This window comes from Propioniciclava sp. LT432, assembly GCF_059515965.1.
Window position 1 is genome coordinate 62549 of sequence record NZ_JCAKNE010000020.1, and the last position, 23475, is coordinate 86023.

Genomic DNA, 23475 nt, shown 5'->3' on the forward strand with positions numbered 1-23475 from the left:
CAATCTCTCGGGGTGTGACAATGGGCCCATGCAGATGCCGAAGCACTCAGACGAGGCCAAGGACCACTTCCGCACCCTCGTGCCCGCCACCCCGGGCGTCGCCGTCAAGCCCATGTTCGGCAGCCTCGGCGCATTCGTGAACGGCCACATGTACGCGGGTCTCTTCGGCGACCGCTTGGGCGTGAAGCTGGATGCCGCCGACCGGGCCGCGCTGGAAGCCCAGCCCGGCACGGGGCCCTTCGGCCCCGCCGAACGCCCCATGAACGGGTGGGTCTCGCTGCCCGCCACCATGCCGGACGCCGACGCCGCGGCCTGGTTCGAGCGGGCGCGCACCCACATGGCGACCCTGCCGCCCAAGGAACCCAAGGCACCCAAGGCCAAGAAGGCGTGACGACCGGAGCCACGCGCACCTGGACGCCGGACTGGCCGTGCCCGGTGGCGTCCATCTGGTCGACCTGGCGCCGCGGAGCGGGCGACCCGACCTACTGCATCGACGAGGCGGGACGCCACTGGCGCGCCCTCCACACACCCCAGGGCCCGGCAACCCTGCGCGTGCTGGCCCGACCAGCCGCCGGAACCGTCGAGGCCGCCGCCTGGGGTGAGGGTGCGGCGTGGGCGCTGGACCAGCTGCCCGCCCTGCTCGGGGCCGATGACGACCCCGCGGGCTTCGAACCGCGCCACGAGGTGCTGGCCCGGGCCTGGCACGTCCACCGCCACTGGCGGGTGGGCCGGGGCAGCAGCGTGTGGCAGGCCCTGCTGCCGGCCGTGATCGAACAGAAGGTCACCGGGCAGGAGGCGTTCACCGCCCAGCGCCGGCTCGCCCGCCGCTACGGGACGCCGGCGCCCGGCCCGGGTGGCGACCTGGGCCTGAGGCTCCAGCCCACCGCCGCGGAGGTACGGCGCATCCCGTCGTGGGAGTGGCTGCGGCTCCCCGTGGACTCGGCCCGGTCCACCACCCTGCTGAGGGCCGCGCGGGTGGCGTCCGGCCTGGAGCGCACGCTGGCCACACCGGACGCCGACGCCCGGCTCCGCTCGGTGCCGGGCCTGGGCACCTGGACGAGCGCGGAGATCCGCCAGCGCGCCCACGGCGACGCGGACGCGGTGAGCTTCGGCGACTACCACGTCGCCCGTTCGATCGGGTGGGCTCTCATCGGCGAGCAGACCGACGACGACGCCGCCGCCGCGTTGCTCGAGCCGTACGCCGGCCACCGCTACCGGGTCCAGCGGCTGCTGGAGCTGGCGGGCGTGCGGCACCCGCAGCACGGACCACGCATGGCGCCCCGCACCCACCTGCCGGGCTGAGGACAGGCCCTGGCGGCCGGGAGCTTGCGCTCACCGACCGCCAGGGGGACCTTGTTCGCCGGGGTGCCGGACGCCGTCAGCAGGTGCCGACCTCCGGTGTCAGCTGAGGGCCTTGATCTGCCACGGGTAGGTGTAGGACTCCCCGTTCCACGACTTGATCGCGCCCACGATGCCCAGGACGATCGAGCCCAGCGAGCCGATGATGATCATCGGGACGCCGATGATGGCGCCGACGAGCGTGAAGGTCAGGAACCAGCCGATGACGGAGATCAGCCACGTCGTGAGCACGAAGTTGAAGGCACCCGCCGAGGCGTTCCGGACGAACGGCGAGCTGTCCTTCTTGACGAGGTAGACCACGAGGGGGCCCACGATGTTCAGCCAGCCGGCCGACACGATGGTCGCGATCGGCGCGGAGAGGTGGGCGATCATCGCCCAGAGACGCTCGTCCCCGTCCGGGTTGCGCCCGCCGGTGTAGGTGCGGCTCAGCGGCTGTCCCTGGTAGGGGTTGGAGGTGTAGGTGGACTGGTAGTGCGAGGAGTACGGCTGGCCCGCCTGGGGGAAGGGCGGGGGCGCGTCCATGGGGTTGGCCCAGGGCTTTCCGCCCTGGGGGTCCGGCGTCGAGTTCTGTGCCTGCGGATCGGTCATGCGTCCATGATCACCCCATCCCACGCGCTGCGTAAGGCTCCCAAGGGCAGGGTCAGGGCGCGATCCGGGTAGCCCCCGCCCGCGGGAGGCCGACCCGTACCCGGGGGGTGTGTTGCATTGTGTGTGGGCAAAGTACCGGGATGATGACCAGCTCTGCCCACACAAAATGCAGCACGGGGTCAGGCCAGCGCGTTCAGGTGGGTCTGCAACGCGCGCGTGGTCGCGGGGCCCCAGATTCCATCGACCGTCGAGCCGACGACGCGCTGGACCCCGCGGGTGGTCTCCGGACCGCGGACGCCGTCGACGCGGACGCCCACCTTGGCCTGCAGGGCGCGCGTGGTGGCCGAGCCCCAGATCCCGTCCGGGTTCGTCCCGACCCACCGCTGCATCGCGATGATCGTCGCGCGGTCGAGGGTGCCGGTGACCGGCAGGTCGCCACTGGGAGCGGGCTCCGGCGCGGGAGTGGGGGCCGGGGCGGGAGCGCTGCCGGGGGCACCGTTGAGCAGGAAGGTCTGGAGGGCACGCGTGGTCGCGGGGCCCCAGATGCCGTCCGGGTTCGCCCCCACGACGGTCTGCACGCGGACGGTGGTCTGGCGGTCGCGGACGCCGGTCACGGCGGCGCCGACCTTGGTCTGCAGTGCGCGCGTGGTCGCCGGGCCCCAGATGCCGTCCGGGTTGGCGCCGACCCAGTTCTGCATGGCGATGATGGTCGGACGGTCCAGGTCGCCGTTCACCGTGAGGGTGGTGCTCGGCGCAGGAGCGGGCGTGGAGCCCCCGTCCTCCCCGATCGGCTGGGCGTTGCGGTCGGCGCCGCCGCTCTCCAGGGTGAGGCCCGCCTGCACGGAGCAGCTCGGCCATGCGCCGGGGCCCTGGACGTAGAGCGTCCGCCGCGCGATGGCGATCTGCTGGGCCTTGGTGGCGTGGTGGGGGTAGGAGGCGTACTCGTTGCCGCCGAAGGCGGCCCAGGTGCCGAGGGAGAACTGCAACCCGCCGTAGTAGCCGCTCCCCGTGTTGATGCCCCAGTTGCCGCTGGACTCACACTCGGCCACCTTGTCCCACACCGAGAGATCCTCGGCGCCGGCCGGGGCCATCATGAGACTGCCCCCGACGAGGCCCGCCCAGGACACCACGGCCGTGGCAGCCAGACTGACCATGAGGCGCTTGCGGGGCATGTTCCACACTCCTTCTGGCACGACTACGTCGGGGTGGACGAGGTCGAGCATGCGAGCGCACCTGAAGGAACGTCAAGGGAAGTTCAAGCAACTCTCAGGGAGAGGTCGAAGGTGGGGAGAGGGACTCAGCTCTGGTTGTAGAAGGAGCCCGTCAGGTGCGCGGCGTCGTCCAGCGCGGTGACCCCGGGCGGGGCCAGGACGAGGACGTAGGCGGTCACCTTGTCGATGTTGCCCTGCAGCCCGAACACCATGCCGGAGACGAAGTCGACCAGGCGGTGCATCTCCTCGGCGTCCATGAGCGTGAGGTCGAGCACCACGATGTCGCCGTCACGCAGGTGCTCGCCGATCACCCGGGACTCGCGGTACGAGGTCGGGTGGAAGACGACGATGCTGCGGGCTTGGCGCACGGGCGCTCCTCTCTGACCAGGCCAGTCTCCCAGACGCACGCCGAACGTCCCGGCGCGACACCCGACACCGGGGGCAACCGGCGGCCAAGAGAGTGAAAGCTCGTGACGTCACCGCCGATTCAGGAGAGGCTTGTGCCATGGACGCTTCCGCCGTTGCCATCAACCTCCGCCTCGCGCTCATCGGCCAACCCATGGTCGACGCCGAGGAGTTCGCCTCCGACACCACGATCGCGCCCCTGTTGGCCCGCCAGCGCGAGTTGTCGCGCAGGCTGTCCGACCGGCTCAGCCCGACCGACCAGCGCATCCAGGACTTCCTGGACGACTACCTGGACGGTGCCGCAGCGGCCGTCCGACTGCCGCGCCGGACGCTCGTCCTGGACCAGCCCGGACTGGCGCGCGACCTGTCGCTGCCGGTGGACGCCGACGCGTTCTCCTCCGACCTGCTCTCCAGCTACCGCCTGGTGAACGGCGTCCTGCACAACCCGGCCAACGACCGCCGGACGACCGCCGGCGTCTTCCACATCGCCGAGGGCGGCCTGCCGATCCCCGACGACAAGATCGCGGTCGACCGCGACGTCGCCGCGCGGATCTTCGCCGCCGCGTTCGAGGCCCCCGAGGAGGCGCTCCGCCTGCCCTGGTCCTCGACCTCGGAGCACCCGGCGGAGTGCTTCGTGTCGCTGCTGCTGCGTCCGGTCGTGGTCCCGGCGGTCGCCGGCGTCACCCCGGAGCGGAGCCTCGAGGTGCGGTTCATCGTGCCCGGCGGGATGGTCGCCAACCTCGACTTCGTCGAGTCGATCTTCGGCAACGGGGGCGATCCCTACCTGCCCGAGAACGACGCCTCCCTCGACCCCGCGACCTGGACGGGCCACACTGGCCTCGTCGTCCTCGCCCCGCACCTCACCCACCTCACCAAGAAGGAACTGGGGCTGCCCCACGTCTCCGAGGCGACCGACCGGCAGAAGCGTGACAAGCAGTGCTGGGAGTCCGAGGACGAGCGGTACAACGGCGGCCAGGCGTTCAAGCTGTGCCTGCGCGACGCTCGCGGCGTCATCGCCACCGTCATCGCCGACAACTACTTCGGCTACTGCAAGAAGGAGGTCAAGACCCAGATCTCCTACTCGGCCAACCTGCTGGGCAACGCCGAGGAGGAGCACGCGGGCGGCGCCGTCGTGTTCCCGGCCTACAACCTCGGCCGCGAATGGACCGACACGCGGACGCCGGCGTCCTACACCGTCACGGACGCAGTCGAGCGCGACCCCGAGCTGTGGCTGCGCCACCCCGAGGGGCATGCCGACCACGCCGAGTGGGACCACCTCACCCTCGTCCCGGCCGGTTCGAGCTTCTCGATGCGCAACCAGACGGTCAGCTGGGACGGTCCGGACGGCACGGGGAGCATCAAGCTCCTGGCCAACCACACGTACCTCCTGCCGAACGGCTACCGCGTCCACGCCAAGCACCGCGAGACCGACAAGACGCAGTGGCACCTGGTGGGCACCTCGCCCGAGCCGACCCACTGCCACAAGCCGGCGACGGTGTCGGGCGGCGGCAAGTCCGAGATCAGCAAGTCGATCCTGGACGCCTTCGTGTTCGGCTCGCTGCACGTCGTCGACTTCGAGTCCGACATGGACCACGTCCAGCGGCTCATCGACGGGGACTACCAGTGGCGGTTCGCCGACCCCGCGCGCAACGGCCAGGACCACCGCGGGATCCTGTCCGAGGAGCGTTCCCTGGGTTCGGTCATCAAGCTGATGACCCCGTCCAGCCGGTTCAGCGCCGAGCACAACGCGTACCTGGCGACGATCCCCGACCACATCAAGGAACTGCTCTTCACGGTCAAGCGGTACTACACGCCCGAGTGGGGCGACGATTGGCGCAGCCACTTCACGGTGCAGACCGTCAACGGACGCGAGGGCAACTCCCTGCGCCTCGATGGCGAGCGCGTCATCGCGAACTACCTGCGTGTCGGCTTCGAGGCGGACGGGTCCTGGCGGCTGTTCTCCCTGCGCCCGGACTTCTCCGCGGCCGTGAAGGTCCAGTCCGAGGACGACATCACCGCCTCCACCGTCGTGCCGCCCGGCTTCACGCCGGAGGCGGGCTCCGCCGGGTCGGCGTCCACCCGGGGGCTGTCGCGCAAGGTGGTCACCAACTGCGAGCAGCTGCTGTTCCAGCGTCCCGATGACGCCGTGCACCGCGGCTACGACAAGCAGACCGAGCTGGACATGAGCCAGCCCGGGACGTTCATCTCGAACTTCGAGCCGCTCACGCGCGAGGATGCTCGCCGCATGGTGGAGGACGTCGAGGCGTTCTCCCGCTACACCGACCCCATGGCGGGCCTGGTGGAGCACGTCGCCGCGATGGATGACGACGAGGGCCCCGACTACTTCGTGAGCTCGTCCGAGCCGCGGATCGTCAACGGCAAGCGGTCCAAGAACCCCCGCTACCTGCAGATCCGCCCGGACCTGTCCAACCCGGAGGCCACGGCGTCCGCCGAGGTGGCGCTGCACCTGTTCGACCAGGTTCCCTTGGACGACCCGTGCCCCGCCGAGGTCGACATCGTCGCCGCCGGACGCCGCAACAACGCCGCCGAGCCGGGCGTCCCGCCGTTGTGCACCTACAACCCGCTGCACTACATGGAGCTGCCCGAACTGTTCATGGAGTTCATCTCGTCCATGACCGGCAAGTCCCCGTCGACGACGGGCGCCGGGTCCGAGGGCGCGATGACCAAGGGTCCGTTCAACTCCCTGCCGGCCATCTACGACCTGAACGCCGCCCTGCTGTCCTTCGTGCTCACCGGCTACGACGGCTGGCTCAGCTCGGCCGGCACGATCGGCCCCAAGGTCCGGATCGACCACGACTTCTCGATGCTCGTGCCGGAGCTCTTCAGCCGCATGCGGCCCGACGAGCGCCAGGCGTCCGCCCTGATCGAGGGTGGGTACCTGGAGAAGCTGTCGGACTTCGAGCACGACGGCGAGGTCGTGGAGGCCTCCCGCCTCGGTTACCGCATGAACGAGGCGTTCGCGACCACGTACTTCGGGCGCATCTTCCTGCACCCCGACGTCGTGTTCACCGAGGAGATGCTCAAGCCCGAGCTGCAGGACCTCGACACGTTCGCCGAGTCCATGCGCGTGATCGTGCGCACGCACCAGCGCGTGGCGCAGGCGTACTTCGACGACGGCACGGTCGAGGACGCGGTCCCGCCCCTGCGCGGCCTGCTGGAGATCATGGCCAACGGCAGGACGGCGGAGGGGTGGACACTCCACTCGCCGGAGTTCCGGACGCAGTTCGAACACCGGTCCGTGCTCGCGTCCGACTGGTACGCCGCCCGCCTGGACGCCAAGCGCGCCGAGGAACTGCGCCACGCCCACCGCGCGACGTTCGGGCTGACGGACTTCCTGTCCGAGCCCTTCAACGCCGAGGCGGCGAAGCGGCTCGGCATCGACGAGCGGCTCGCCGCCGCCGAGGAGGCCGTCCTCCGGTTCGGCTCGGCCGACTACCGCGAATCGCTCGTCGGCACGATCGGACGCCAGCCCCTCGGCAACTGACCGCGGTTGCCACCCGCGGATGGGCTTTGTTCGTCCGCGGGTGGTACAACGGGCCGGTGACCGACCCGAACATCATCCGCATCGACGGATCGGACAGGACCTTCCATCGCTTGAAGGTCCTGTTCGTGCTTCTGCTCCCCCTCTCCATGTCGCTCATGGCGATGTCGGCGGTCAACGTGGCGCTGCCCACGATCGAGGTGGGGCTCGGGGCGACCCCGGGCGATGTTCAGTGGATCCTGTCGGGCTACGCGCTGGCGCTGGGGGTCACCCTCATCCCCGCCGGACGCGCGGGCGACGTCCTCGGGCGCGGGACCTGGTTCGTGGTGGGCCTGGTGATCTTCGTCGTGGCGTCCCTGGTCTGCGGGCTCTCACCCACCCCGTTCTTCCTCAACGTGGCGCGCATCGCCCAGGGGATCGGGGCCGGGATCTTCTCCCCGCAGGTCACGGGGATGATCCAGCAGTACTTCACCGGCCACGGTCGGGCCAAGGCGTTCGCGCTGTTCGGGCTCGTCATCTCCGCGTCCGTCGCCGTGGGTCCCGTCCTCACCGGCGCCATCATCCAGGCTCTGGGCCCGCAGGACGGCTGGCGCTGGGCCTTCTTCATCTACACCCCCGTCGGCCTGGTGGCCCTCGTCCTCGCGCTGGCGTGGTTCCCCTTCGAGACCGAACGCCGCGAGGCGCGTGAGCGCCGCGCCGGCGGCGGACGCCGGTGGTACGAACTCCCCGACCTGGACCCCGTCGGCACCCTGGTGCTCACGGTGGCCATCCTCGCCCTGATGTACCCCTTCATGGCGCACGCCGCCTGGGCCTGGTGGCTGCTGCCGCTGTCGCCGTTCTTCCTGTGGCTGTGGGTCCGGTGGGAGCGGCTGTACGCCGCTCGCGGCCGGGCGCCGATGGTCGACATGACGCTGTTCTCATTCCGGTCGTTCCGCAACGGCATGCTCGTGTCGGGCGTGATGTTCCTCGGCATCGCGTCCACGTTCGCGGTGCTGGCGCTGTTCCTGCAGTCGGGCCTGCGCGTCCCGGCCCTCGCCGTCGGCCTGGTCGGGCTGCCCAACGCGATCCTGAGCGCCTGGGCGTCATGGTGGTCGGTGAAGTACGTGCTGAGCCACGGCCGCCGCCTCATCTTCTGGATGCTCCTGCTCATGGCCCTGGGCGTCGTGCTGAGCATCGGGGTGGCGCTGCTGATCCCGTTCGGCGTGCCGTGGTGGTTGCTCGGCGCCACCCTGTCGCTGAACGGCTTCGCGATGGGCGCCATCGGCTCGGCGAACCAGACCCTCTCGCTGCAGGACGTCCCCCTGCAGCACGGCGGCACCGCCGGCGGGATCAAGCAGACCGTCGAGCGCATCGGCGCCGCGCTCGGCAACGCCATGATCGTGGGCGTGTTCTTCGCCCTCGTGCCCACCGGATGGACGCCCGCCTTCATGGGCGCCTACCTGGCCATCCTGGGCTTCATCATCCTCGCCGCCCTGATCGCCACGTTCGACGAGCGCCAGCACCGGGAGCCCCTGGGGGTCTAACCGCCGAGGGCTCCGGTTCAGCCCGCCGAGGGCTCCGGTTCAGACCGCCGAGGACTCCGGTTCAGACCGCCGAGGGCTCGGGTTCAGGCCGCCGAGGGCTCCGGTTCAGCCCGCCGAGGGCTCCGGTTCAGGCCGCCGAGGGCTCGCCCGGGCCCACGGCGTCCGACTCACCAACCAGCCAGACGCGCCAGCGCGGCGGCGACCGCCCCCACGATGACCACCACGAGGTAGGGCGCGCGCAACCAGAGCGCGACGGCGGCCGCGACGAGGGCCGCGACGCGGGCGTCCAGCACCACGGCCTGGCCCGAGACGAACGTGTTCGTCATGACCAGGGACGTCAGCAACCCGACGGTCATGCCCGCGCTCACCGTCGTGACCCACGGTCGGTCCAGGAACGACTGCGGGACGAGGTAGCCCGACAGCTTCGTCGCGTAGGCGATGGCGCACGCCACCAGAATCCAGACCCACAGGTCTGTCATGACTGCCTCCGGTGCTGGGCGACGGCGAGGGCCCCCGAGACGACCGCGGCCAGGATGATCGGCAGGCCCGCGGGCACGAGCGGCACCGCGACGAGCGTCACGAAGGCGGACGCCACGGCGATGGCGTGGGCGTCCCGGTGCTGGAGGCGCGGCCAGAGCAGCCCGAGGAACGCGGCCACGGCGGCGCCGTCCAGACCCCAGGCCCGGGGATCGCCCAACTGTTGACCGACCACGGCGCCCAGCAGCGTGAAGGTGTTCCAGAGCACCCAGACCCCGATGCCGGCGGTCCAGAAGCCGCGGCGCTGTTCATCCTTGTCGGACTGCCCCAGCGTCGTCGCGGTGGACTCGTCGATCGTCAGGTGCGCCGCGACCGGCTTGATCGCCGAACGCGGCCGGAACAGCGCATTCATCTGGACGCCGTAGACGGCGTTCCGGACGCCCAGCAGCGAAGCCGCCGTCGTCGCCGCAGCCAGGGAGCCGCCGCCGGCGACCACCCCGATGAACGCGAACTGCGACCCGCCCGTGAACATGAGCGCGCTGAGGGCGACGGCCTGCCAGACGGTCAGTCCCGCGGCGACCGCGAGCGCCCCGAACGAGATGCCGTACAACCCGACCGCAACGGCGATGGACAACCCCATCCGGACGGCCGGCGTCAACGGGACGCCCAGCACCGAGCGGCTTCGCGGCGAGGCGGCGGAGGCGGGCACCCGGTGATGCTAACCGTCCACTCGACGCGGGCCCATGGTGTCCTGAACGCCGAGAGCCGGCAGCCCGGTGGCTGCCGGCTCCGCCGAGAGGAAGAAAAGCCTCAGTCGAGCAGGTCGGCGTACAGGATGGACGACAGGTAGCGCTCGCCGAAGCTCGGGATGATGACCACGATGGTCTTCCCGGCGTTCTCCTCGCGGGCGGCGAGTTCACCGGCCGCGGCCAGGGCCGCACCGGACGAGATGCCCACCAGCAGGCCCTCCTCCTGGGCGGCGCGGCGAGCCCAGGTGACGGCGGTGTCGGAGTCCTGCGGGAGGACCTCGTCGATGACCGAACGGTCCAGGATCGCCGGGATGAAGTTCGCGCCGATGCCCTGGATCTTGTGCGGACCGGGCTGCCCGCCGGACAGGATCGGCGACTCGGCAGGCTCGACTGCGGCGATCCGAACCTCGGGCTTGCGCTCCTTGAGCACCTGCCCGACGCCGGAAATGGTGCCGCCCGTGCCCACACCCGCCACGACGATGTCGACCTGGCCGTCGGTGTCGGCCCAGATCTCCTCGGCGGTGGTGCGGCGGTGGACGTCCACGTTCGCGGGGTTCTCGAACTGGCGGGCCAGGATCGCCCCCGGGATCTCGGCGGCCAGCTCCTCAGCCTTGGCGACCGCGGCCTTCATGCCGCCCGGGCCGGGGGTGAGGACGAGCTCGGCGCCGAAGGCGCGCAGCAGGGCGCGGCGCTCCTTGGACATGGTCTCGGGCATGGCGAGCACGACGCGGTAGCCGCGGGCCGCGCCGACGAAGGCGAGCGCGATGCCGGTGTTGCCGGACGTGCCCTCGACGATGGTGCCGCCGGGCTTCAGCTCACCGGACGCCTCGGCGGCGTCCACGATGGCCACGCCGATGCGGTCCTTGACGGAGTTGGCGGGGTTGTAGAACTCGAGCTTGGCGTAGACCTCGGCCAAGCTGTCCCCGAAGAGACGGTTGATGCGGACGAGCGGGGTGCGGCCGATGAGGGCTGTCGCGTCGGCGAAGTAGTGCGTCATGGGAGGGTTCCTGTTCTGCTTGGGTGGTGCGGGTGCGCGTGCTGCGGGTCAGGCCTTCTGGACCGTGATCGTCCAGGCGGCATCGCCCACCTGCTCGAAGTGGGTGACCGGGTAGCCGGAGGCGGCCGCCCAGTGCGGGATCGAGTCCGTGGCCTGGGTGCAGTCGAAGTCGATGACGAGTTCGTCCCCCGCCTCCAACTGCTGGATGGCCTGCTTGGCCTCCACCAGCGGGAACGGGCACACCTGCCCGAGCGTGTTCAGCTGGTAGCGGCGTCCACCCTCGGACGCCGGCAGTGGGGTGACGGCGTCCACGTCGGGGCTGACGGGCGACTGGACGAGCGTGGTGGCGGGGGTGCGGAAGCGGTCGAAGAATCCCATGGGACTTTCCTTTCTCAACGGGACGCCGCGGGCTGCGGCACGAGGACGGGGGCGGCACCGGCGCGGCGGTGCGTCTGGATGAAGAAGCGGGCGGCGACCCCGACACCGAGGAACGTGCCCAGGAACGACAGCCAGCCCTGCCAGCCGAACAGCGAGGTCTGGACGAGCGTGTTGCCGATGGTGCAACCGCCGGCGATGGCGGCGCCGATGCCCATGAGGGAGCCGCCGGCGATGGCGCGGACGGTGGTGCGGGCGTCCGGAGCGCGCAGGCGGAACTCCCCGGACAGCTTGGCGGCGATGTAGGAGCCGGGGATGAGGCCGAGGACGAACAGGACCCCCCAGTCCACGTACTGCAGGTCGCCCGTCGTCAGGTACTGGACGATGTTCGCCGAGGGGGTGGTGATGCCGAGGCCGGAGTTGCGTCCGGTGGCGGCCGAGAGCGGGTACGCCAGGGCGGCGATGACGCCCACGGTGACGGCCGTGGCGTTCGGCGTCCACGGCTTGCCGAACAGGAACCCACGCACGCCGGACGGCGCCGACGGGTTGGTGAGGGTCGCCACCGACCTGGTGCGCTGGCGGACGACGAGCCAGGCGGTGACGGCGACGAGGACCACGACGAGGATCCACGGGCTGATGCCGAGGGTGGCGTGGATGGTGGTGAGGCCCGACTTCTGGCTCCGGGCGGCGTCGGTGACCTGGCTGAGCGCCCCGTACTTCATGACCGACGCCAGCAGCGCGTAGAAGATCAGCGCGATCCACGAACCGATCAGGCCCTCGCCGGAGCGGTAGTAGGTGCCCGTGGCGCAGCCGCCGGCCAGGACGATGCCGATGCCGAAGAGGAACGACCCGGCGGCGACGGCCAGCACGGGGAGGTCGGGAACCTTGGTCTGCACGACGCCGGACGACAGGAGTCCCCACACGAGGACCGACTGGACGGCGATGGCCAGGACGAAGGCGGTGAGCCAACGCGTCGAGCCCGACAGCCACACGTCGCGGAGGGCGCCGGTGACGCAGAAGCGTCCGCGTTGGAAGACGAAGCCGAGCACGATGCCCAGCGCGAGGCCGGTGAGGATCATGGGGGTCTCCTGAGAATTGGGGCGGAAATGGAGCAATTGCTCCGAAAAGGGCAGGATTGAAATGCACCCGTGAAATGGCGCAGGAAATGGCAAGCCACGCGGTGGTGCGTGGAAAGAAGGGTGGGCGTTGGCGTCCGATTGGTGGACGCCGTGGGCCTAGGAGCCGGCGCGAGTCACGTTCACCAGGGCGTCACCCTGCGTGTGGACCGCTCGAACGGCGAGGAGTCAGGCGCGACAACAACACGGACAAGCAGCGACGCACAGGCCGAGCGCGAGGCGCTCGGTGTGGGGCTGGCGGGTGTCCGCGAGTCGAGTCATGAGGAACAGTTTCCTTTGGCCTGGTGGGCGAGAGCCCGGTTCAGATGATTGAACGGTAGAGCAATCATTCCCGGAACACAAATGCAATCTCAGATTTCGATACCGTCCGGTTGCCGAATCCCTCACGCGGCGGTTGGCGAAGGCGCCGGGCCTGCGTGTCGGCGCCGGGCAGTACGCTGAAGGCGCCCCACCGGCTGGACGATCAGGAGACTTTCATGGTGCACGGACGCCGCGTGGCCGTCGCAGGACTGGCCCTGGCGGCCGTGCTCGGAACGGCCGCGTGCTCGACCGAGACCGTGCAGACGGGGACGCGCCCCCAGCAGCCCGGCACAGCCTCCCCCGCCGCCCGGACGCCCACCGCCACGCCGCCCGCCGTGCGCCTCCCGGAACTGCCCGGCTACAGCAAGCCGCGGCCCGGTCCGGGCGGTGAGCACACCTTCGCCCGCAACATGACGGACGCCCCGGGCGAGTTCTCGTGGGCCGTCGTCGACCCCGCGGGCCAGCCGATCGCGTACAACGGACGCGAGCCGGTCGTGTTCGGCGACCCGGAGACCTACAACCAGGTCCCGGGGGTGCTCACGTTCCGGGGCAACAACCACCGCACCGGCGGCACCTGGGGCACGGCCCAGGTGACCGAACAGAAGCTCACCGTCGAGTGGACGAAGGAGATCGGCGAGATCCGCGGCGAGGGCTCCTACTGGCCCGGCGCGGGCTGGACCGGCCAGCCGCTGCTGGTCCAGTGGCCGCGCGAGACGAAGGTCGCGATGGGGCTGGCGGACGAGTTCGTGAACGACGACACGTTCGTCGAGGTGATCTACCCCGTCTTCGAGGGCAAGATCCATCGTCTCGACCTCAGGACCGGCCGTCCGACCAGGGATCCGATCGAGGTCGGTTGGGGTTTCAAGGGCACGGCGTCCGTCGACCCACGCGGTTACCCGCTGCTGTACGCCGGACAGGGCCTCAACGACACCAACGGCACCATCGGCCCCTGGCGTTACCGGGTGTTCGACCTCATCCAGAACAAGGAGGTCTGGCACCTGTCGGGCCTGGATCCGGCCGCCCCGCGGCACGACTGGGGCGCGTTCGACTCGTCCGCCCTCGTCAACGCCAAGACCGACACCCTGATCGAGCCCGCCGAGAACGGTCTGATCTACAAGGTGAAGCTGAACTCGTCCTACGATCCCGCGGCGAAGACGGTCTCGATCGACCCCGACGTGACACGCCTGCGCTACACGGCGCCGGGCAACGACAAGTACGGCATCGAGAACTCGGCCGCCGCGTGGCGCAACCTCATGTTCGCCGCCGACAACGACGGCAAGTTGTTCTCCTGGGACGCCACCACCCTCGAGATGCTGTGGATGCGCAGCGTCGAGGACGACACGGACGCCTCCATCGTCGTGGACGACACCCCCGCGGGCCCGTTCCTGTACACCGGCAACGAGGTCGACTCGCGCAAGGAGGCCACCGGCGACAAGGTGGCCAACATCCGCAAGATCGACGCCCTGACCGGCAAGCAGGTGTGGCAGTACGACATCCCGGCCTACTACACGGGCATCAACGGCGGCGTCCTGTCGACCCCCGCCCTCGGTCGTGGCCCCATCTCGGACCTCGTGATCTTCAACGTGTCGCGGACGACCGCCCCCCGCGAGGGCGACATGGTCGCCCTCAACAAGTCGGACGGCTCGGTGGCCTGGCGCCGGCACCTGTCCAACTACTCGTGGAGCTCCCCCACGCTCATCACCGCCACCGACGGGAGCCTCTACGGGGTCTTGGCCGACTCCGACGGCGTCGTCCACCTCTTCGACCCGCGGACCGGCGAGGACATCTCCACCCTCAACCTGGGCAAGAACATCGAGGCAACCCCATCGGTGTTCGGCGACATGCTGGTCGTGGCGTCCTACGACCGGAAGATCTACGGGATCCGGATCAACTGACCAGCATGGACGGCCGAGGGGCCCGATCAACACTCCCGTTCAGGCGAACCGCTCCGCGATCACCGTGAGTCGATCGACGTACGCCGGCCAGCCACCCGGGGGATCCCACAGGTTCGTGGTGGCGCGGTCCAGCCCCGCCGCACCATCGATCGACTCACGGAGGATGTCGGCGTGCCCCGCGTGCCGCGACACGTCGTACAGCACGTGCACGGCCAGGCGGCCGAGCGTCGTCTCCCCCTTCTCTCCCCACCACGGCACGCGCGCGGGAGTGTCGAGCGGCAGCTCGGCGAGCGTGGCGTCCACGTACTCGCCCACGCGCCGGTACAGCGCCGCCAGCTCCCCCGCCGACTCCTCCGCCGTGGCGTACAGGTCGCCGTTGGGGTCGTTGTCGAAATCCACCTCCGGCAGCCGGACCCCCGGGTCCCGGCCCAGGCACTCGCCGAAGTAGCCGCCCTCGACGCCGGCGCAGTGCTTGACGAGCCCCAGCAGGTTCGTGCCGGTCGGCGTTCGGGGCAGGCGCAGCTCACGTTCATCAAGGCCCTCGACCTTCCACAGCAGTGCCTCGCGCGCGCCGCGCAGGTAGTGGCTCAGGACCTCGTTCATCTCCATGTGTCCAGCTTGGCCGACACGTCCGACACTTACGATGGGCCGCATGAGCCCGAAGCGCGCGAAGCACCCGGTGCTGGAGGAGGTCCTGAGCACGCTGGCGTCCTCGCTGCCGGACCTGGCCGAGCAGACGTGCGCGCAGATCTACGGCGAACTCGACTCCTACGCGACCATCCCCGAGGACCGGCTCATCGACGCGGTGCGCCGCAACCTCGACACCGCGCTGACGGCCCTGCGCGAGGATCGCGTACCGCCGCCGGAACAGCTCGACGGGGCCGCCCAGACCGCGCAGGAACGCTACGACGCCGGGGTGCCCGTCGAGGAGATCGTGCGGGGGTTCCGCATCTCGATCGCCCTCATCCACGAGCGGTTCGTCGACCTGGCGGTCACGCTCCGGCTGCCCGCGGCGGCCTCGGTGGAGGGCGTCCGGACGGTGTGGCGCGTGGCGGACGCCTTCACGACGCGCATCATCACCGAGTACCACACGCTCGAGCTGGACACCGCCCTGCGGGACGCCCAGCGCCGCGCCCGCAGCGTGCGCGCGCTGCTGGCGGGCGAGCACCTCGACGAACTCACGCTGGCCGCCCTGTCGCCCACGGCCACATACGCCGCCATCCGGTGCGACGTGCCCGGGGGACGGGATGCCGAGGAGATCCGCTCACGGCTCGAGGCGTCCGGCTCGACGGCGACGGCCCCGGCGATCGTGGTCCTGGACGGCGACCAGATCAGCGGCGTGGTCGCCGTCCGGCCCGACGCGGACGGCGCTGCGACCGGGCTCGGCCCGTTCGGACCCCTCGCCGCGCTCCCGCACTCGGACCGGGTCGCCCGGGAGTGCCTGGTACGTGGCCGACCTGGGCTGGCGACTCGCCGCGATCTCGCGCCCCGACGTCGGACGCCACTACGCCGACACCTTCCTCGCCCCGCTTGAGGCCGAGGGCGTGTACGGCGATGAGATCCTCGCCGCGGTGCGTGCCTGGATCGCCGCGGGACGGAACATCCCCCGCGCCGCCGCCGCCCTGCACGTCCACGTCAACACGCTGAGGCATCGCCTCGGCCGGTTCACGGCCATCACCGGCGCGGACCTGGACGACCCGGACGACCTCGTGGGCATCACCTGGATCGTGGCACTGGGCGCGCCCCCGTCCGAGTGACGCGGGCACCGTCCCCCCGTTCCACCCTCTGCTCAGATCTGCCGTTCACCACGGCGCATCGTTGTAGAAAGGCACAACCGGATCGGCGAAAGCATGGAGCACGATCCGTAGCGACGGCACCAGTTCGGCAACTACGGTCCGTAGTGCACCAGCGCCGTTGGAGATCCGGACCACAGGGACGGGCGGACGGCGCCTCAACGAAGAGGACGAGAAAGGGCTGTGAGATGGCCAAAGTCATCGACGACATCGCGCCCGTACTGACCGAGCACCTGCGCGACGGCATCACGCTCGCCGTCGGCGGTTTCGGATTGTGCGGGATCCCCACCGACCTGATCAAGGTCGTCCGGGATTCGGGGGTCAAGGACCTCACGATCGTCTCCAACAACCTGGGCATCGACGGCAAGGGGCTCGGCCTGTTGCTGGAGAACAACCAGATCAAGAAGGTGCTCGCCAGCTACGTCGGCGAGAACAACCTGTTCATGCAGCAGTTCATCAGCGGCGACCTGGACGTCGAGTTCGTGCCGCAGGGCACCCTGGCCGAGCGGATGCGCGCCGGCGGCTCCGGCATCCCGGCGTTCTACACGGCGACCGGCGTCGGCACCGAGGTGGCCGAGGGCAAGCCGACCGCCGACTTCGACGGCCGCACCTACGTGCTCGAGCGGGCGATCGTCGCCGACGTCGCCCTGGTCCACGCGCACACCGCGGACGTGTCCGGCAACCTCGTGTTCCGCCGCACCGCCCGCAACTTCAACCCGGTCGTCGCGATGTGTGGCCTGACCACGTTCGCCGAGGCCGAGAACATCGTCGACCTGGGCGGCATCGACCCCGATGACGTCCACACCCCCGGGGTGTACGTGCACCACGTCACCCGCGCCGTCTCCCCCACCGACATCGAGCAGCGCACGGTTCGGCCCCGTCCGGTCGCCGTCGCACAGGAGGCCTGACATGCCCTGGACCCGTGACGAGATGGCCGCCATCGCGGCCTCCGAGTTGTCCGACGGCGACTACGTGAACCTGGGCATCGGCATGCCCACCCTGGTCGCGAACAACCTGCCCGAGGGCGTCCACGTGAACCTGCAGAGCGAGAACGGGATCCTCGGCATGGGCCCGTTCCCGTACGAGGGTGAGGAGGACCCCGACCTCATCAACGCCGGCAAGCAGACCGTCACGTTGCTGCCGGGCGCCTCGATCTTCGACTCCTCCACCAGCTTCGGGATGATCCGCGGCGGCAAGATGGCCGCGGCGATCCTCGGCGCCATGCAGGTGGCCGGCAACGGTGACCTCGCCAACTGGCAGATCCCCGGCAAGCTGGTCAAGGGCATGGGCGGCGCCATGGACCTGGTCGCCGGTGCCCGTCGCGTCATCGTCATGACCGACCACGTCGACAAGTACGGCAAGCCCAAGATCGTCCAGCAGTGCACCCTGCCGCTCACCGGCCTGGGGGTGGTCGACCGCATCATCACCGACCTCGCGGTGTTCGACGTCACCCCGGACGGCCTGGTGCTCCGCCAACTCGCTCCGGAGGTGACCGAGGACGAGGTTCGCGAGAAGACCGAGCCGTCCTTCACCACCGCCCTGTCCTGATCCTGTCCGCCTCCATCACCTGAATCGCAGACACAATGACTCTCTACAGCCTGGTCATCGTCATCGCGGCGTTGGCCTTCCTGATGTTCATGGCCTACAAGGGCCACTCGGTCATCCTCTTCGCACCGATCGCCGCCATGGGCGCGGTGCTGCTCACCAACCCGGGCCTCGTCGCCCCCGTCTTCACCGGGCTCTTCATGAGCAAGATGGTCGGGTTCATCCTGAACTACTTCCCCGTGTTCCTGTTGGGGGCCATCTTCGGCAAGCTCATGGAGATCTCGGGCTTCGCCAAGTCGATCGTGAGCGCCGTCATCAAGGTCGTCGGCGCCCGCAACGCGATGCTCACCATCGTGATCGTCGGCGCCCTGCTCACCTACGGCGGCGTCTCGCTGTTCGTGGTGGTGTTCGCGGTCTACCCGTTCGCCGCCGAGATGTTCCGCCAGGGCAACATCCCCAAGCGCCTCATCCCCGGCACGATCGCGCTGGGCGCGTTCACCTTCACGATGGACGCCATCCCGGGCACTCCCCAGATCCAGAACATCATCCCGACGACGTTCTTCAACACCACCGGGTACGCCGCGCCGATCCTCGGCACCATCGGCGGCATCGTGGTGTTCATCGCGGGCATGGCCTACCTGGAGTGGCAGCGCCGCAAGGCGCTGGCCAAGGGCGAGGGCTACGGCGAGGGCCACCTCAACGAGCCGACCACGTACGCGACCGACGGCAACCTGCCGCACCCGCTGCTCGCGCTCGCGCCGCTGGTGCTGGTCGGCGTGGTCAACCTGGTGATGACCCGCATGATCCCGGGTTGGTTCGGCAAGGAGACCACCTTCGACTCCACCGTCGTCGGCAAGCCCGTTCCCGTCACGGTCGCCACGTCCGCCAACATCGGCATCTGGGCCGTCCTGGTCGCCCTGCTGGTCGGCATCCTCTTCGTGGTCATCACCGCGTTCGGCACGATCCGCAAGCACTTCACCGAGGACGTGAAGCCCGCCATCGCCGGCTCCCTGCTCGCCACCATGAACACGGCGTCCGAGTACGGCTTCGGTGCCGTCATCGCGTCGCTGGCCGGCTTCAAGATCGTCGCGGACGGCCTGACCGCGATTCCGGACCCCCTCGTCCGGGAGGCCGTCACCGTCACGTCGCTGGCCGGTATCACCGGCTCGGCGTCCGGCGGCATGTCGATCGCCCTGGGTGCCATGAGCCAGTCCTTCATCGAGGCCGCCAACGCGGCGGGCATCCCGATGGAGGTCCTGCACCGTGTCGCCGCCATGGCGTCCGGCGGCATGGACACCCTGCCGCACAACGGTGCGGTCATCACCCTGCTGGCCGTCACGGGCCTGACCCACAAGTCGTCCTACAAGGACATCTTCGCCATGACCATCATCAAGACCCTTGCGGTCTTCGTCATCATCGGCGTGTACTACGCCACCGGCCTCGTCTGATCGGAGAAACCCATGAGCCTGTATGAGAACTTCCACGACGGACGCCGTGCGCTCGTCACCGGCGCGGCGTCCGGCATCGGTCGCGCCACCGCGGTCAAGCTCGCGGCGACCGGCGCCCACGTCCTCGCGGTCGACCTGAACGCCGAGGGGCTGGCCTCGCTGGCCGCCGAGGTCCCCGGCATCGAGACGATCGAGTGCAACCTCGCCGACTACGCGGCGATCGCCGACCTGCCCAAGGACGTCGACATCCTCGTCAACGTGGCCGGCATCCAGACGGTCGCCCCGATCCACGAGTTCCCGGTCGAGCGCTTCGAGCTCATCATGAGCGTGATGCTGCACGCGCCCTGGTACCTCATTCGCCAGACGGTCCCGCACATGTACGAGAAGGGCTGGGGTCGCATCGTCAACCTGTCCTCGGCGCACGGCCTGCGCGCGTCGGCGTTCAAGTCGGCGTACGTGACCGCCAAGCACGGCTTGGAGGGCCTGTCGAAGGTCGTCGCGCTGGAGGGGGCGCCCCACGGCGTCACCTCGGTGACCGTCAACCCCGCCTACGTCCGGACGCCGCTGGTCGAGAAGCAGATCGCCGACCAGGCCAAGGCCCACGGCATCTCCGAGGACGAGGTCGTCACCAAGATCATGTTGGAGCGCTCGCACGTGAAGCGCCTCATCGAGCCGGACGAGGTCGCCGAGCTGTGCGTCTTCCTCACCGGTCCCGCGTCGGCGTCCATGAGTGGCACGTCGTACCCCATCGACGGCGCCTGGTCGGCGTACTGATCAACCCACCGGCCAGCCCCCGTGCTGCATTTTGTTGAGGCGTTGTACCCCCATCTTGACCAACTTCGTTCACACAAAATGCAGCACACGGCCCGGCTTCGAACCAAGGAGAACAAGACATGAAGAAGAGTGACGACCCCATCGTCGTCGTCGGCTACGCCCGCACCCCGGTCGGCAGCTTCGGCAAGTCGCTGGCCGGCGTCCCGGCCCACGTGCTGGGCGCGACCGCCGCGAAGGCGGCCCTCGAGCGGGCCGGGCTCACCCCGGCGGACGCCCAGGAGTGGATCATCGGCTGCGTCGGCTCGACCGGCACGGACGCCTACATCAGCCGCCGCGTCTCGATCGAGGCCGGCGCCGACGAGGAGTCGACGGCCATGACCGTCAACCGCCTGTGCGGTTCGGCCATGCAGGCCATCGGCCTGGCCGCGGCCGAGCTGATGGTCGGCGAGGCCGACATCGTCGTGGCCGGTGGCACCGAGAACATGTCGGCCCAGCCGTTCATGGACTTCGGCGCCCGTTCCGGCGTGACGCTCGGCGACCGCAAGATCATGGACGGCACGAACTCGATGATCACCGACCCCTTCTCGGGGGAGCCCATGGGCATCACCGCCGAGAACGTGGCCGAGCGCTTCGACGTCACCCGCGAGCAGCAGGACGAGTTCGCGCTGGAGTCCCAGCGCCGTGCGCAGGAGGCCATCGCATCCGGTGCCGTGGCCGCCGAGATCACCCCGGTGGTCATCAGCACCCGCAAGGGCGACGTCACCGTCGACACGGACGAGCACCCGCGCGCCGGCCTCAGCCTCGAGAAGCTGGCCGCGATGCGCCCGGTCTTCAAGAAGGACGGGACCGTGACCGCCGGCAACGCCTCGGGCATCAACGACGGCGCGGCGATGCTGGTGCTGACCCGCAAGTCGGTGGCCGAGGAGCGGGGGCTGACCCCGCTCGCCGAGCTCGTCGACTTCACGAAGGTCGGCATCGAACCCGGGATCATGGGCTACGCCCCGAAGCCGGCCATCGAGAAGATCCTCGAGCGCAACGAGCTGTCCAAGGACGACATCGGCTGGTACGAGATCAACGAGGCCTTCGCCGCCCAGGCGGTCCCGGTCGCGCGTGACCTCGACCTCGACCCGGAGAAGGTCAACCCGCTCGGCGGCGCCATCGCGTGGGGCCACCCGATCGGCGCGACCGGAGCGATCATCTCGATGCGCACCATCGAGAACATCCGCAAGAACGGGCTGGAATACGGGCTGGCGTCGATGTGCATCGGCGGCGGTCAGGCCGTCGCGTCGCTCTGGCGGGCCCTCTGATCACTGCTTGGTCGTGACGTAGCGCCATCTGGACCACATGAGCCATCGCCAACTTTCTGGCGAAATGCGCTGACAAGGGGTGATACCGGACCACCGTGTCAGGGGACCGCTCCGATGTGGTCCAGGTGGCGCTACGTCGTCCAGTACCGTCCTCGTCAGCCGACGGGAACGGGCAGCACCCGGATCGCGGCGAGGTCGTCGGCGTCGAGGTCCAGCCGCGTGCCGTCGGCGTGGACCGTCCCGGCCTCGTCGACCTCCACCACCAGGCCGGGGACGACACCCGCACCGCCCAGGCGGACGAGTCGCGCCGGGTCGTCGTCGCTGATGCGCGCCACCGTGTGGACGCCCGGGCCGACGTCGGCCAGCAGCGGGGCGTCCAAGGGGGTCCAGTTCCCCTCGGCGTCGGGGATCGCGTCGCCGTGCGGGTCGCTGCGGGGGTGGCCCAGCAGCGCGTCCAGCCGTTCGAGGAACCGCTCGGACGCCGCATGCTCGAGCCGCTCGGCGTCGTCGTGGACCTCTTCCCAGCCGTAGCCGAGCACCTCGGTCAGGAACGTCTCGATCAGGCGGTGGCGGCGCACCATCGCGCGCGCCAGCCGCTCCCCCAGCGTGGTCAGGACGACCGGCTTGTAGGGCCGGTGCTCCAGCAGGCCCTGGGCGGCCAAGCGTTTCACCGTCTCGGACACGTTCGCCTGGGTCGTGCCGAGCCGGGCCGCGAGCCCCTTGGTCGTGATCGGGGGGTCGCCCCACTCGACGGCGGACCAGATGACCTTGAGGTAGTCCTGCGCGACGGGCGAGAGGTCGTCGACGCCCTCCATCACGAACCCAGCAGGGTGAGCACGATCAGCGTCGCGTTGAGGGCGACGATGAGGGCCACCACGACCCAGGCGGCCACGCGAAGCGCCGGACGGTTGGCGTGCATGCCCATGAGCCCCCGGTCGCTGGTGAGCGCCACGAGCGGGATCAGCGCGAACGGGATACCGAGGCTGAGGAACACCTGGCTCATCACCAGCGCCATGGTCGGATTCACGCCCAGCGCGAGGATCACCAGCGCCGGGACCAGCGTGACCGCCCGCCGCGCGACCATCGGGAACTTGATGTGCAGCAGGCCGTCCATGATGGTGGCGCCGGCGTAGCAGCCGACCGAGGTGGACGCCAGCCCCGAGGCGAGCAGGCCGATGCCGAACAGGACGCCGACGGCCGGGCCCAGCGCGTCCGTGATGGCGGCGTGCGCGCCCTCGATGGAGTCGGTGCCGCCGACCCCCTGCAGCGCCGACGCCGCGAGGAGCAGCATGGCGATGTTGACGGCGCCGGCGACGAGCATGGAGAGGCCGACGTCCCACCGGGTGGCGTGCAGCAGGTGGGAGACGTCGGCGGGCCGCCCGTGGCGGTCCCGGGCCAGTGCCGAGTGCACGTAGATGGCGTGCGGCATCACCGTCGCCCCGAGCATGGACGCCGCCAGCAGCACCGATTCGGCCCCGTCGAACCGTGGCACCAGACCCTCGGCGGCCTCCGCCCAGGAGACGTCGGTGACGAACAGCCCGGCAGTGAATCCGATCGTGATGACCAGCAGCAGGCCCATGACGGTCAGTTCGAAGGGGCGCTGGCCGCGGGTCGTCTGCACGCTGAGGATGAGCATCGACACCGCGCCGACGATCAAGCCGCCGAGCAGGAGCGGCACGCCGAACAGGATCTTGAGCGCGATGGCGCCGCCGAGCACCTCGGCCATGTCGGTGGCCAGCGCGACGGACTCCGCCTGCAGCCAGTACGCGATGCGGGGCCCCTTCCGCAGGCGCGCCCCCAGCAGTGCGGGGAGGCTCTTGCCCGTGACCAGGCCCGACTTCGCCGACAGGTACTGCACCAGCATCGCCATCACGTTCGCCGCGACGAGCACCCACACGAGCAGGTAGCCGTAGCTCGCCCCCGCGGTGAGGTTGGCCGCCACGTTGCCGGGGTCGACGTAGGCGATGGCCGCCACGAAGGCGGGGCCCCACAGCCAAGCGAGCGCACGGCTCGGCCTCGCGCCGGTGTGTTCGGTTTGCGTCACCACGGGATCCACAAAGTTAAGGTAACCCAACTTTGTGGCCCGTGTCC

General features: G+C 70.0%; 23 protein-coding genes. 12 read left to right on the forward strand and 11 right to left on the reverse strand.

The window, feature by feature from the left end; all coding sequences use genetic code 11:
- Nucleotides 1-28 precede the first annotated feature (28 nt).
- Both AC5YDV_RS12465 and AC5YDV_RS12470 read left to right on the forward strand, forming a co-directional pair.
- A complete protein-coding gene (locus tag AC5YDV_RS12465) occupies nucleotides 29-391 on the forward strand; it encodes a TfoX/Sxy family protein (protein WP_496183973.1) in 363 nt (120 codons plus the stop codon).
- Nucleotides 388-1302, forward strand: coding sequence for a DNA-3-methyladenine glycosylase family protein (locus AC5YDV_RS12470; protein ID WP_496183972.1), 915 nt, complete (start codon nucleotides 388-390; stop codon nucleotides 1300-1302). The genes AC5YDV_RS12465 and AC5YDV_RS12470 overlap by 4 nt, the downstream gene beginning before the upstream one ends.
- Nucleotides 1303-1401: 99 nt before the next feature.
- Here the strand turns inward: AC5YDV_RS12470 and AC5YDV_RS12475 are convergent, their stop codons facing one another.
- The 3 genes from AC5YDV_RS12475 to AC5YDV_RS12485 form a co-directional block, all read right to left on the reverse strand.
- Nucleotides 1402-1947 carry a magnetosome magnetite crystal formation protein family gene (locus AC5YDV_RS12475; protein ID WP_496183971.1) on the reverse strand — a complete coding sequence of 182 codons (546 nt, stop codon included), beginning with the start codon at nucleotides 1945-1947 and terminating at the stop codon, nucleotides 1402-1404.
- Between the two features lie 179 nt (nucleotides 1948-2126).
- Complete coding sequence (locus AC5YDV_RS12480; protein WP_496183970.1) at nucleotides 2127-3119, reverse strand: transglycosylase family protein; 993 nt, start codon at nucleotides 3117-3119, stop codon at nucleotides 2127-2129.
- A 125-nt stretch (nucleotides 3120-3244) separates the two neighbouring features.
- Nucleotides 3245-3526: a cell division protein SepF gene (locus AC5YDV_RS12485; RefSeq protein ID WP_496183969.1), complete on the reverse strand. Its 282-nt coding sequence runs from the start codon at nucleotides 3524-3526 to the stop codon at nucleotides 3245-3247.
- Between the two features lie 137 nt (nucleotides 3527-3663).
- Here AC5YDV_RS12485 and AC5YDV_RS12490 point away from each other — a divergent pair, with 137 nt between their 5' ends.
- Together AC5YDV_RS12490 and AC5YDV_RS12495 are read left to right on the forward strand one after the other, a co-directional pair.
- Nucleotides 3664-7068, forward strand: coding sequence for a PPi-type phosphoenolpyruvate carboxykinase family protein (locus AC5YDV_RS12490; RefSeq protein ID WP_496192498.1), 3405 nt, complete (start codon nucleotides 3664-3666; stop codon nucleotides 7066-7068).
- A 56-nt stretch (nucleotides 7069-7124) separates the two neighbouring features.
- Nucleotides 7125-8588 (forward strand): MFS transporter, encoded by a 1464-nt coding sequence (locus AC5YDV_RS12495; RefSeq protein WP_496183967.1) that lies wholly within the window; start codon nucleotides 7125-7127, stop codon nucleotides 8586-8588.
- A gap of 167 nt (nucleotides 8589-8755) precedes the next feature.
- On the opposite strand, the gene AC5YDV_RS12500 is transcribed toward AC5YDV_RS12495, so the two are convergent.
- The 5 genes from AC5YDV_RS12500 to AC5YDV_RS12520 form a co-directional block, all read right to left on the reverse strand.
- Complete coding sequence (locus tag AC5YDV_RS12500) at nucleotides 8756-9067, reverse strand: AzlD domain-containing protein (RefSeq protein ID WP_496183966.1); 312 nt, start codon at nucleotides 9065-9067, stop codon at nucleotides 8756-8758.
- Nucleotides 9064-9774: an AzlC family ABC transporter permease gene (locus AC5YDV_RS12505; RefSeq protein ID WP_496183965.1), complete on the reverse strand. Its 711-nt coding sequence runs from the start codon at nucleotides 9772-9774 to the stop codon at nucleotides 9064-9066. Before AC5YDV_RS12505 ends, AC5YDV_RS12500 begins: the two co-directional genes overlap by 4 nt.
- Before the next feature lie 101 nt (nucleotides 9775-9875).
- A complete protein-coding gene (gene cysK, locus AC5YDV_RS12510) occupies nucleotides 9876-10811 on the reverse strand; it encodes a cysteine synthase A (protein WP_496183964.1) in 936 nt (311 codons plus the stop codon).
- Between the two features lie 48 nt (nucleotides 10812-10859).
- The gene (locus tag AC5YDV_RS12515; protein WP_496183963.1) at nucleotides 10860-11189 is read right to left on the reverse strand and encodes a sulfurtransferase TusA family protein; all 330 of its coding nucleotides are present in this window, start codon (nucleotides 11187-11189) and stop codon (nucleotides 10860-10862) included.
- Between the two features lie 14 nt (nucleotides 11190-11203).
- The gene (locus AC5YDV_RS12520; RefSeq protein WP_496183962.1) at nucleotides 11204-12265 is read right to left on the reverse strand and encodes a YeeE/YedE family protein; all 1062 of its coding nucleotides are present in this window, start codon (nucleotides 12263-12265) and stop codon (nucleotides 11204-11206) included.
- A gap of 533 nt (nucleotides 12266-12798) precedes the next feature.
- On the opposite strand from AC5YDV_RS12520, the gene AC5YDV_RS12525 reads away from it, so the two are divergent.
- The gene (locus AC5YDV_RS12525; RefSeq protein WP_496183961.1) at nucleotides 12799-14517 is read left to right on the forward strand and encodes an outer membrane protein assembly factor BamB family protein; all 1719 of its coding nucleotides are present in this window, start codon (nucleotides 12799-12801) and stop codon (nucleotides 14515-14517) included.
- Between the two features lie 39 nt (nucleotides 14518-14556).
- Here AC5YDV_RS12525 and AC5YDV_RS12530 read toward each other — a convergent pair whose 3' ends face one another.
- Complete coding sequence (locus AC5YDV_RS12530) at nucleotides 14557-15126, reverse strand: DinB family protein (protein ID WP_496183960.1); 570 nt, start codon at nucleotides 15124-15126, stop codon at nucleotides 14557-14559.
- Between the two features lie 43 nt (nucleotides 15127-15169).
- Here AC5YDV_RS12530 and AC5YDV_RS12535 point away from each other — a divergent pair, with 43 nt between their 5' ends.
- From AC5YDV_RS12535 to AC5YDV_RS12565, 7 genes are all read left to right on the forward strand, one after another.
- A complete protein-coding gene (locus tag AC5YDV_RS12535; protein WP_496183959.1) occupies nucleotides 15170-16051 on the forward strand; it encodes an RsbRD N-terminal domain-containing protein in 882 nt (293 codons plus the stop codon).
- A 10-nt stretch (nucleotides 16052-16061) separates the two neighbouring features.
- Nucleotides 16062-16274, forward strand: a complete 213-nt coding sequence (locus AC5YDV_RS12540; RefSeq protein ID WP_496192499.1) for a helix-turn-helix domain-containing protein — start codon at nucleotides 16062-16064, stop codon at nucleotides 16272-16274.
- A 224-nt stretch (nucleotides 16275-16498) separates the two neighbouring features.
- Nucleotides 16499-17218, forward strand: a complete 720-nt coding sequence (locus AC5YDV_RS12545) for a CoA transferase subunit A (protein ID WP_496183957.1) — start codon at nucleotides 16499-16501, stop codon at nucleotides 17216-17218.
- Between the two features lies 1 nt (nucleotide 17219).
- Nucleotides 17220-17858 carry a CoA transferase subunit B gene (locus AC5YDV_RS12550; protein WP_496183956.1) on the forward strand — a complete coding sequence of 213 codons (639 nt, stop codon included), beginning with the start codon at nucleotides 17220-17222 and terminating at the stop codon, nucleotides 17856-17858.
- A gap of 35 nt (nucleotides 17859-17893) precedes the next feature.
- Complete coding sequence (locus AC5YDV_RS12555; protein ID WP_496183955.1) at nucleotides 17894-19303, forward strand: GntP family permease; 1410 nt, start codon at nucleotides 17894-17896, stop codon at nucleotides 19301-19303.
- 12 nt (nucleotides 19304-19315) lie between these two features.
- Nucleotides 19316-20077, forward strand: a complete 762-nt coding sequence (locus AC5YDV_RS12560) for an SDR family NAD(P)-dependent oxidoreductase (protein ID WP_496183954.1) — start codon at nucleotides 19316-19318, stop codon at nucleotides 20075-20077.
- Nucleotides 20078-20196: 119 nt separating this feature from the next.
- Nucleotides 20197-21384 (forward strand): thiolase family protein, encoded by a 1188-nt coding sequence (locus AC5YDV_RS12565; protein ID WP_496183953.1) that lies wholly within the window; start codon nucleotides 20197-20199, stop codon nucleotides 21382-21384.
- Nucleotides 21385-21539: 155 nt separating this feature from the next.
- Here the strand turns inward: AC5YDV_RS12565 and AC5YDV_RS12570 are convergent, their stop codons facing one another.
- Together AC5YDV_RS12570 and AC5YDV_RS12575 are read right to left on the reverse strand one after the other, a co-directional pair.
- A complete protein-coding gene (locus AC5YDV_RS12570) occupies nucleotides 21540-22199 on the reverse strand; it encodes a metal-dependent transcriptional regulator (protein ID WP_496184021.1) in 660 nt (219 codons plus the stop codon).
- Nucleotides 22199-23428 carry an Nramp family divalent metal transporter gene (locus AC5YDV_RS12575; RefSeq protein WP_496183952.1) on the reverse strand — a complete coding sequence of 410 codons (1230 nt, stop codon included), beginning with the start codon at nucleotides 23426-23428 and terminating at the stop codon, nucleotides 22199-22201. Before AC5YDV_RS12575 ends, AC5YDV_RS12570 begins: the two co-directional genes overlap by 1 nt.
- Nucleotides 23429-23475: the final 47 nt, after the last annotated feature.

Excerpts from the sequence above, each read along its gene's own strand:
- AC5YDV_RS12465 (WP_496183973.1), top strand. The coding sequence starts at position 29 with ATGCAGATGCCGAAGCACTCAGACGAGGCCAAGGACCACTTCCGCACC.
- AC5YDV_RS12475 (WP_496183971.1), bottom strand. The coding sequence starts at position 1,947 with ATGACCGATCCGCAGGCACAGAACTCGACGCCGGACCCCCAGGGCGGA.
- AC5YDV_RS12480 (WP_496183970.1), bottom strand. The coding sequence starts at position 3,119 with ATGCCCCGCAAGCGCCTCATGGTCAGTCTGGCTGCCACGGCCGTGGTG.
- AC5YDV_RS12490 (WP_496192498.1), top strand. The coding sequence starts at position 3,664 with ATGGACGCTTCCGCCGTTGCCATCAACCTCCGCCTCGCGCTCATCGGC.
- AC5YDV_RS12500 (WP_496183966.1), bottom strand. The coding sequence starts at position 9,067 with ATGACAGACCTGTGGGTCTGGATTCTGGTGGCGTGCGCCATCGCCTAC.
- cysK (WP_496183964.1), bottom strand. The coding sequence starts at position 10,811 with ATGACGCACTACTTCGCCGACGCGACAGCCCTCATCGGCCGCACCCCG.
- AC5YDV_RS12515 (WP_496183963.1), bottom strand. The coding sequence starts at position 11,189 with ATGGGATTCTTCGACCGCTTCCGCACCCCCGCCACCACGCTCGTCCAG.
- AC5YDV_RS12520 (WP_496183962.1), bottom strand. The coding sequence starts at position 12,265 with ATGATCCTCACCGGCCTCGCGCTGGGCATCGTGCTCGGCTTCGTCTTC.
- AC5YDV_RS12525 (WP_496183961.1), top strand. The coding sequence starts at position 12,799 with ATGGTGCACGGACGCCGCGTGGCCGTCGCAGGACTGGCCCTGGCGGCC.
- AC5YDV_RS12530 (WP_496183960.1), bottom strand. The coding sequence starts at position 15,126 with ATGGAGATGAACGAGGTCCTGAGCCACTACCTGCGCGGCGCGCGCGAG.
- AC5YDV_RS12535 (WP_496183959.1), top strand. The coding sequence starts at position 15,170 with ATGAGCCCGAAGCGCGCGAAGCACCCGGTGCTGGAGGAGGTCCTGAGC.
- AC5YDV_RS12545 (WP_496183957.1), top strand. The coding sequence starts at position 16,499 with ATGGCCAAAGTCATCGACGACATCGCGCCCGTACTGACCGAGCACCTG.
- AC5YDV_RS12550 (WP_496183956.1), top strand. The coding sequence starts at position 17,220 with ATGCCCTGGACCCGTGACGAGATGGCCGCCATCGCGGCCTCCGAGTTG.
- AC5YDV_RS12555 (WP_496183955.1), top strand. The coding sequence starts at position 17,894 with ATGACTCTCTACAGCCTGGTCATCGTCATCGCGGCGTTGGCCTTCCTG.
- AC5YDV_RS12560 (WP_496183954.1), top strand. The coding sequence starts at position 19,316 with ATGAGCCTGTATGAGAACTTCCACGACGGACGCCGTGCGCTCGTCACC.
- AC5YDV_RS12565 (WP_496183953.1), top strand. The coding sequence starts at position 20,197 with ATGAAGAAGAGTGACGACCCCATCGTCGTCGTCGGCTACGCCCGCACC.
- AC5YDV_RS12570 (WP_496184021.1), bottom strand. The coding sequence starts at position 22,199 with ATGGAGGGCGTCGACGACCTCTCGCCCGTCGCGCAGGACTACCTCAAG.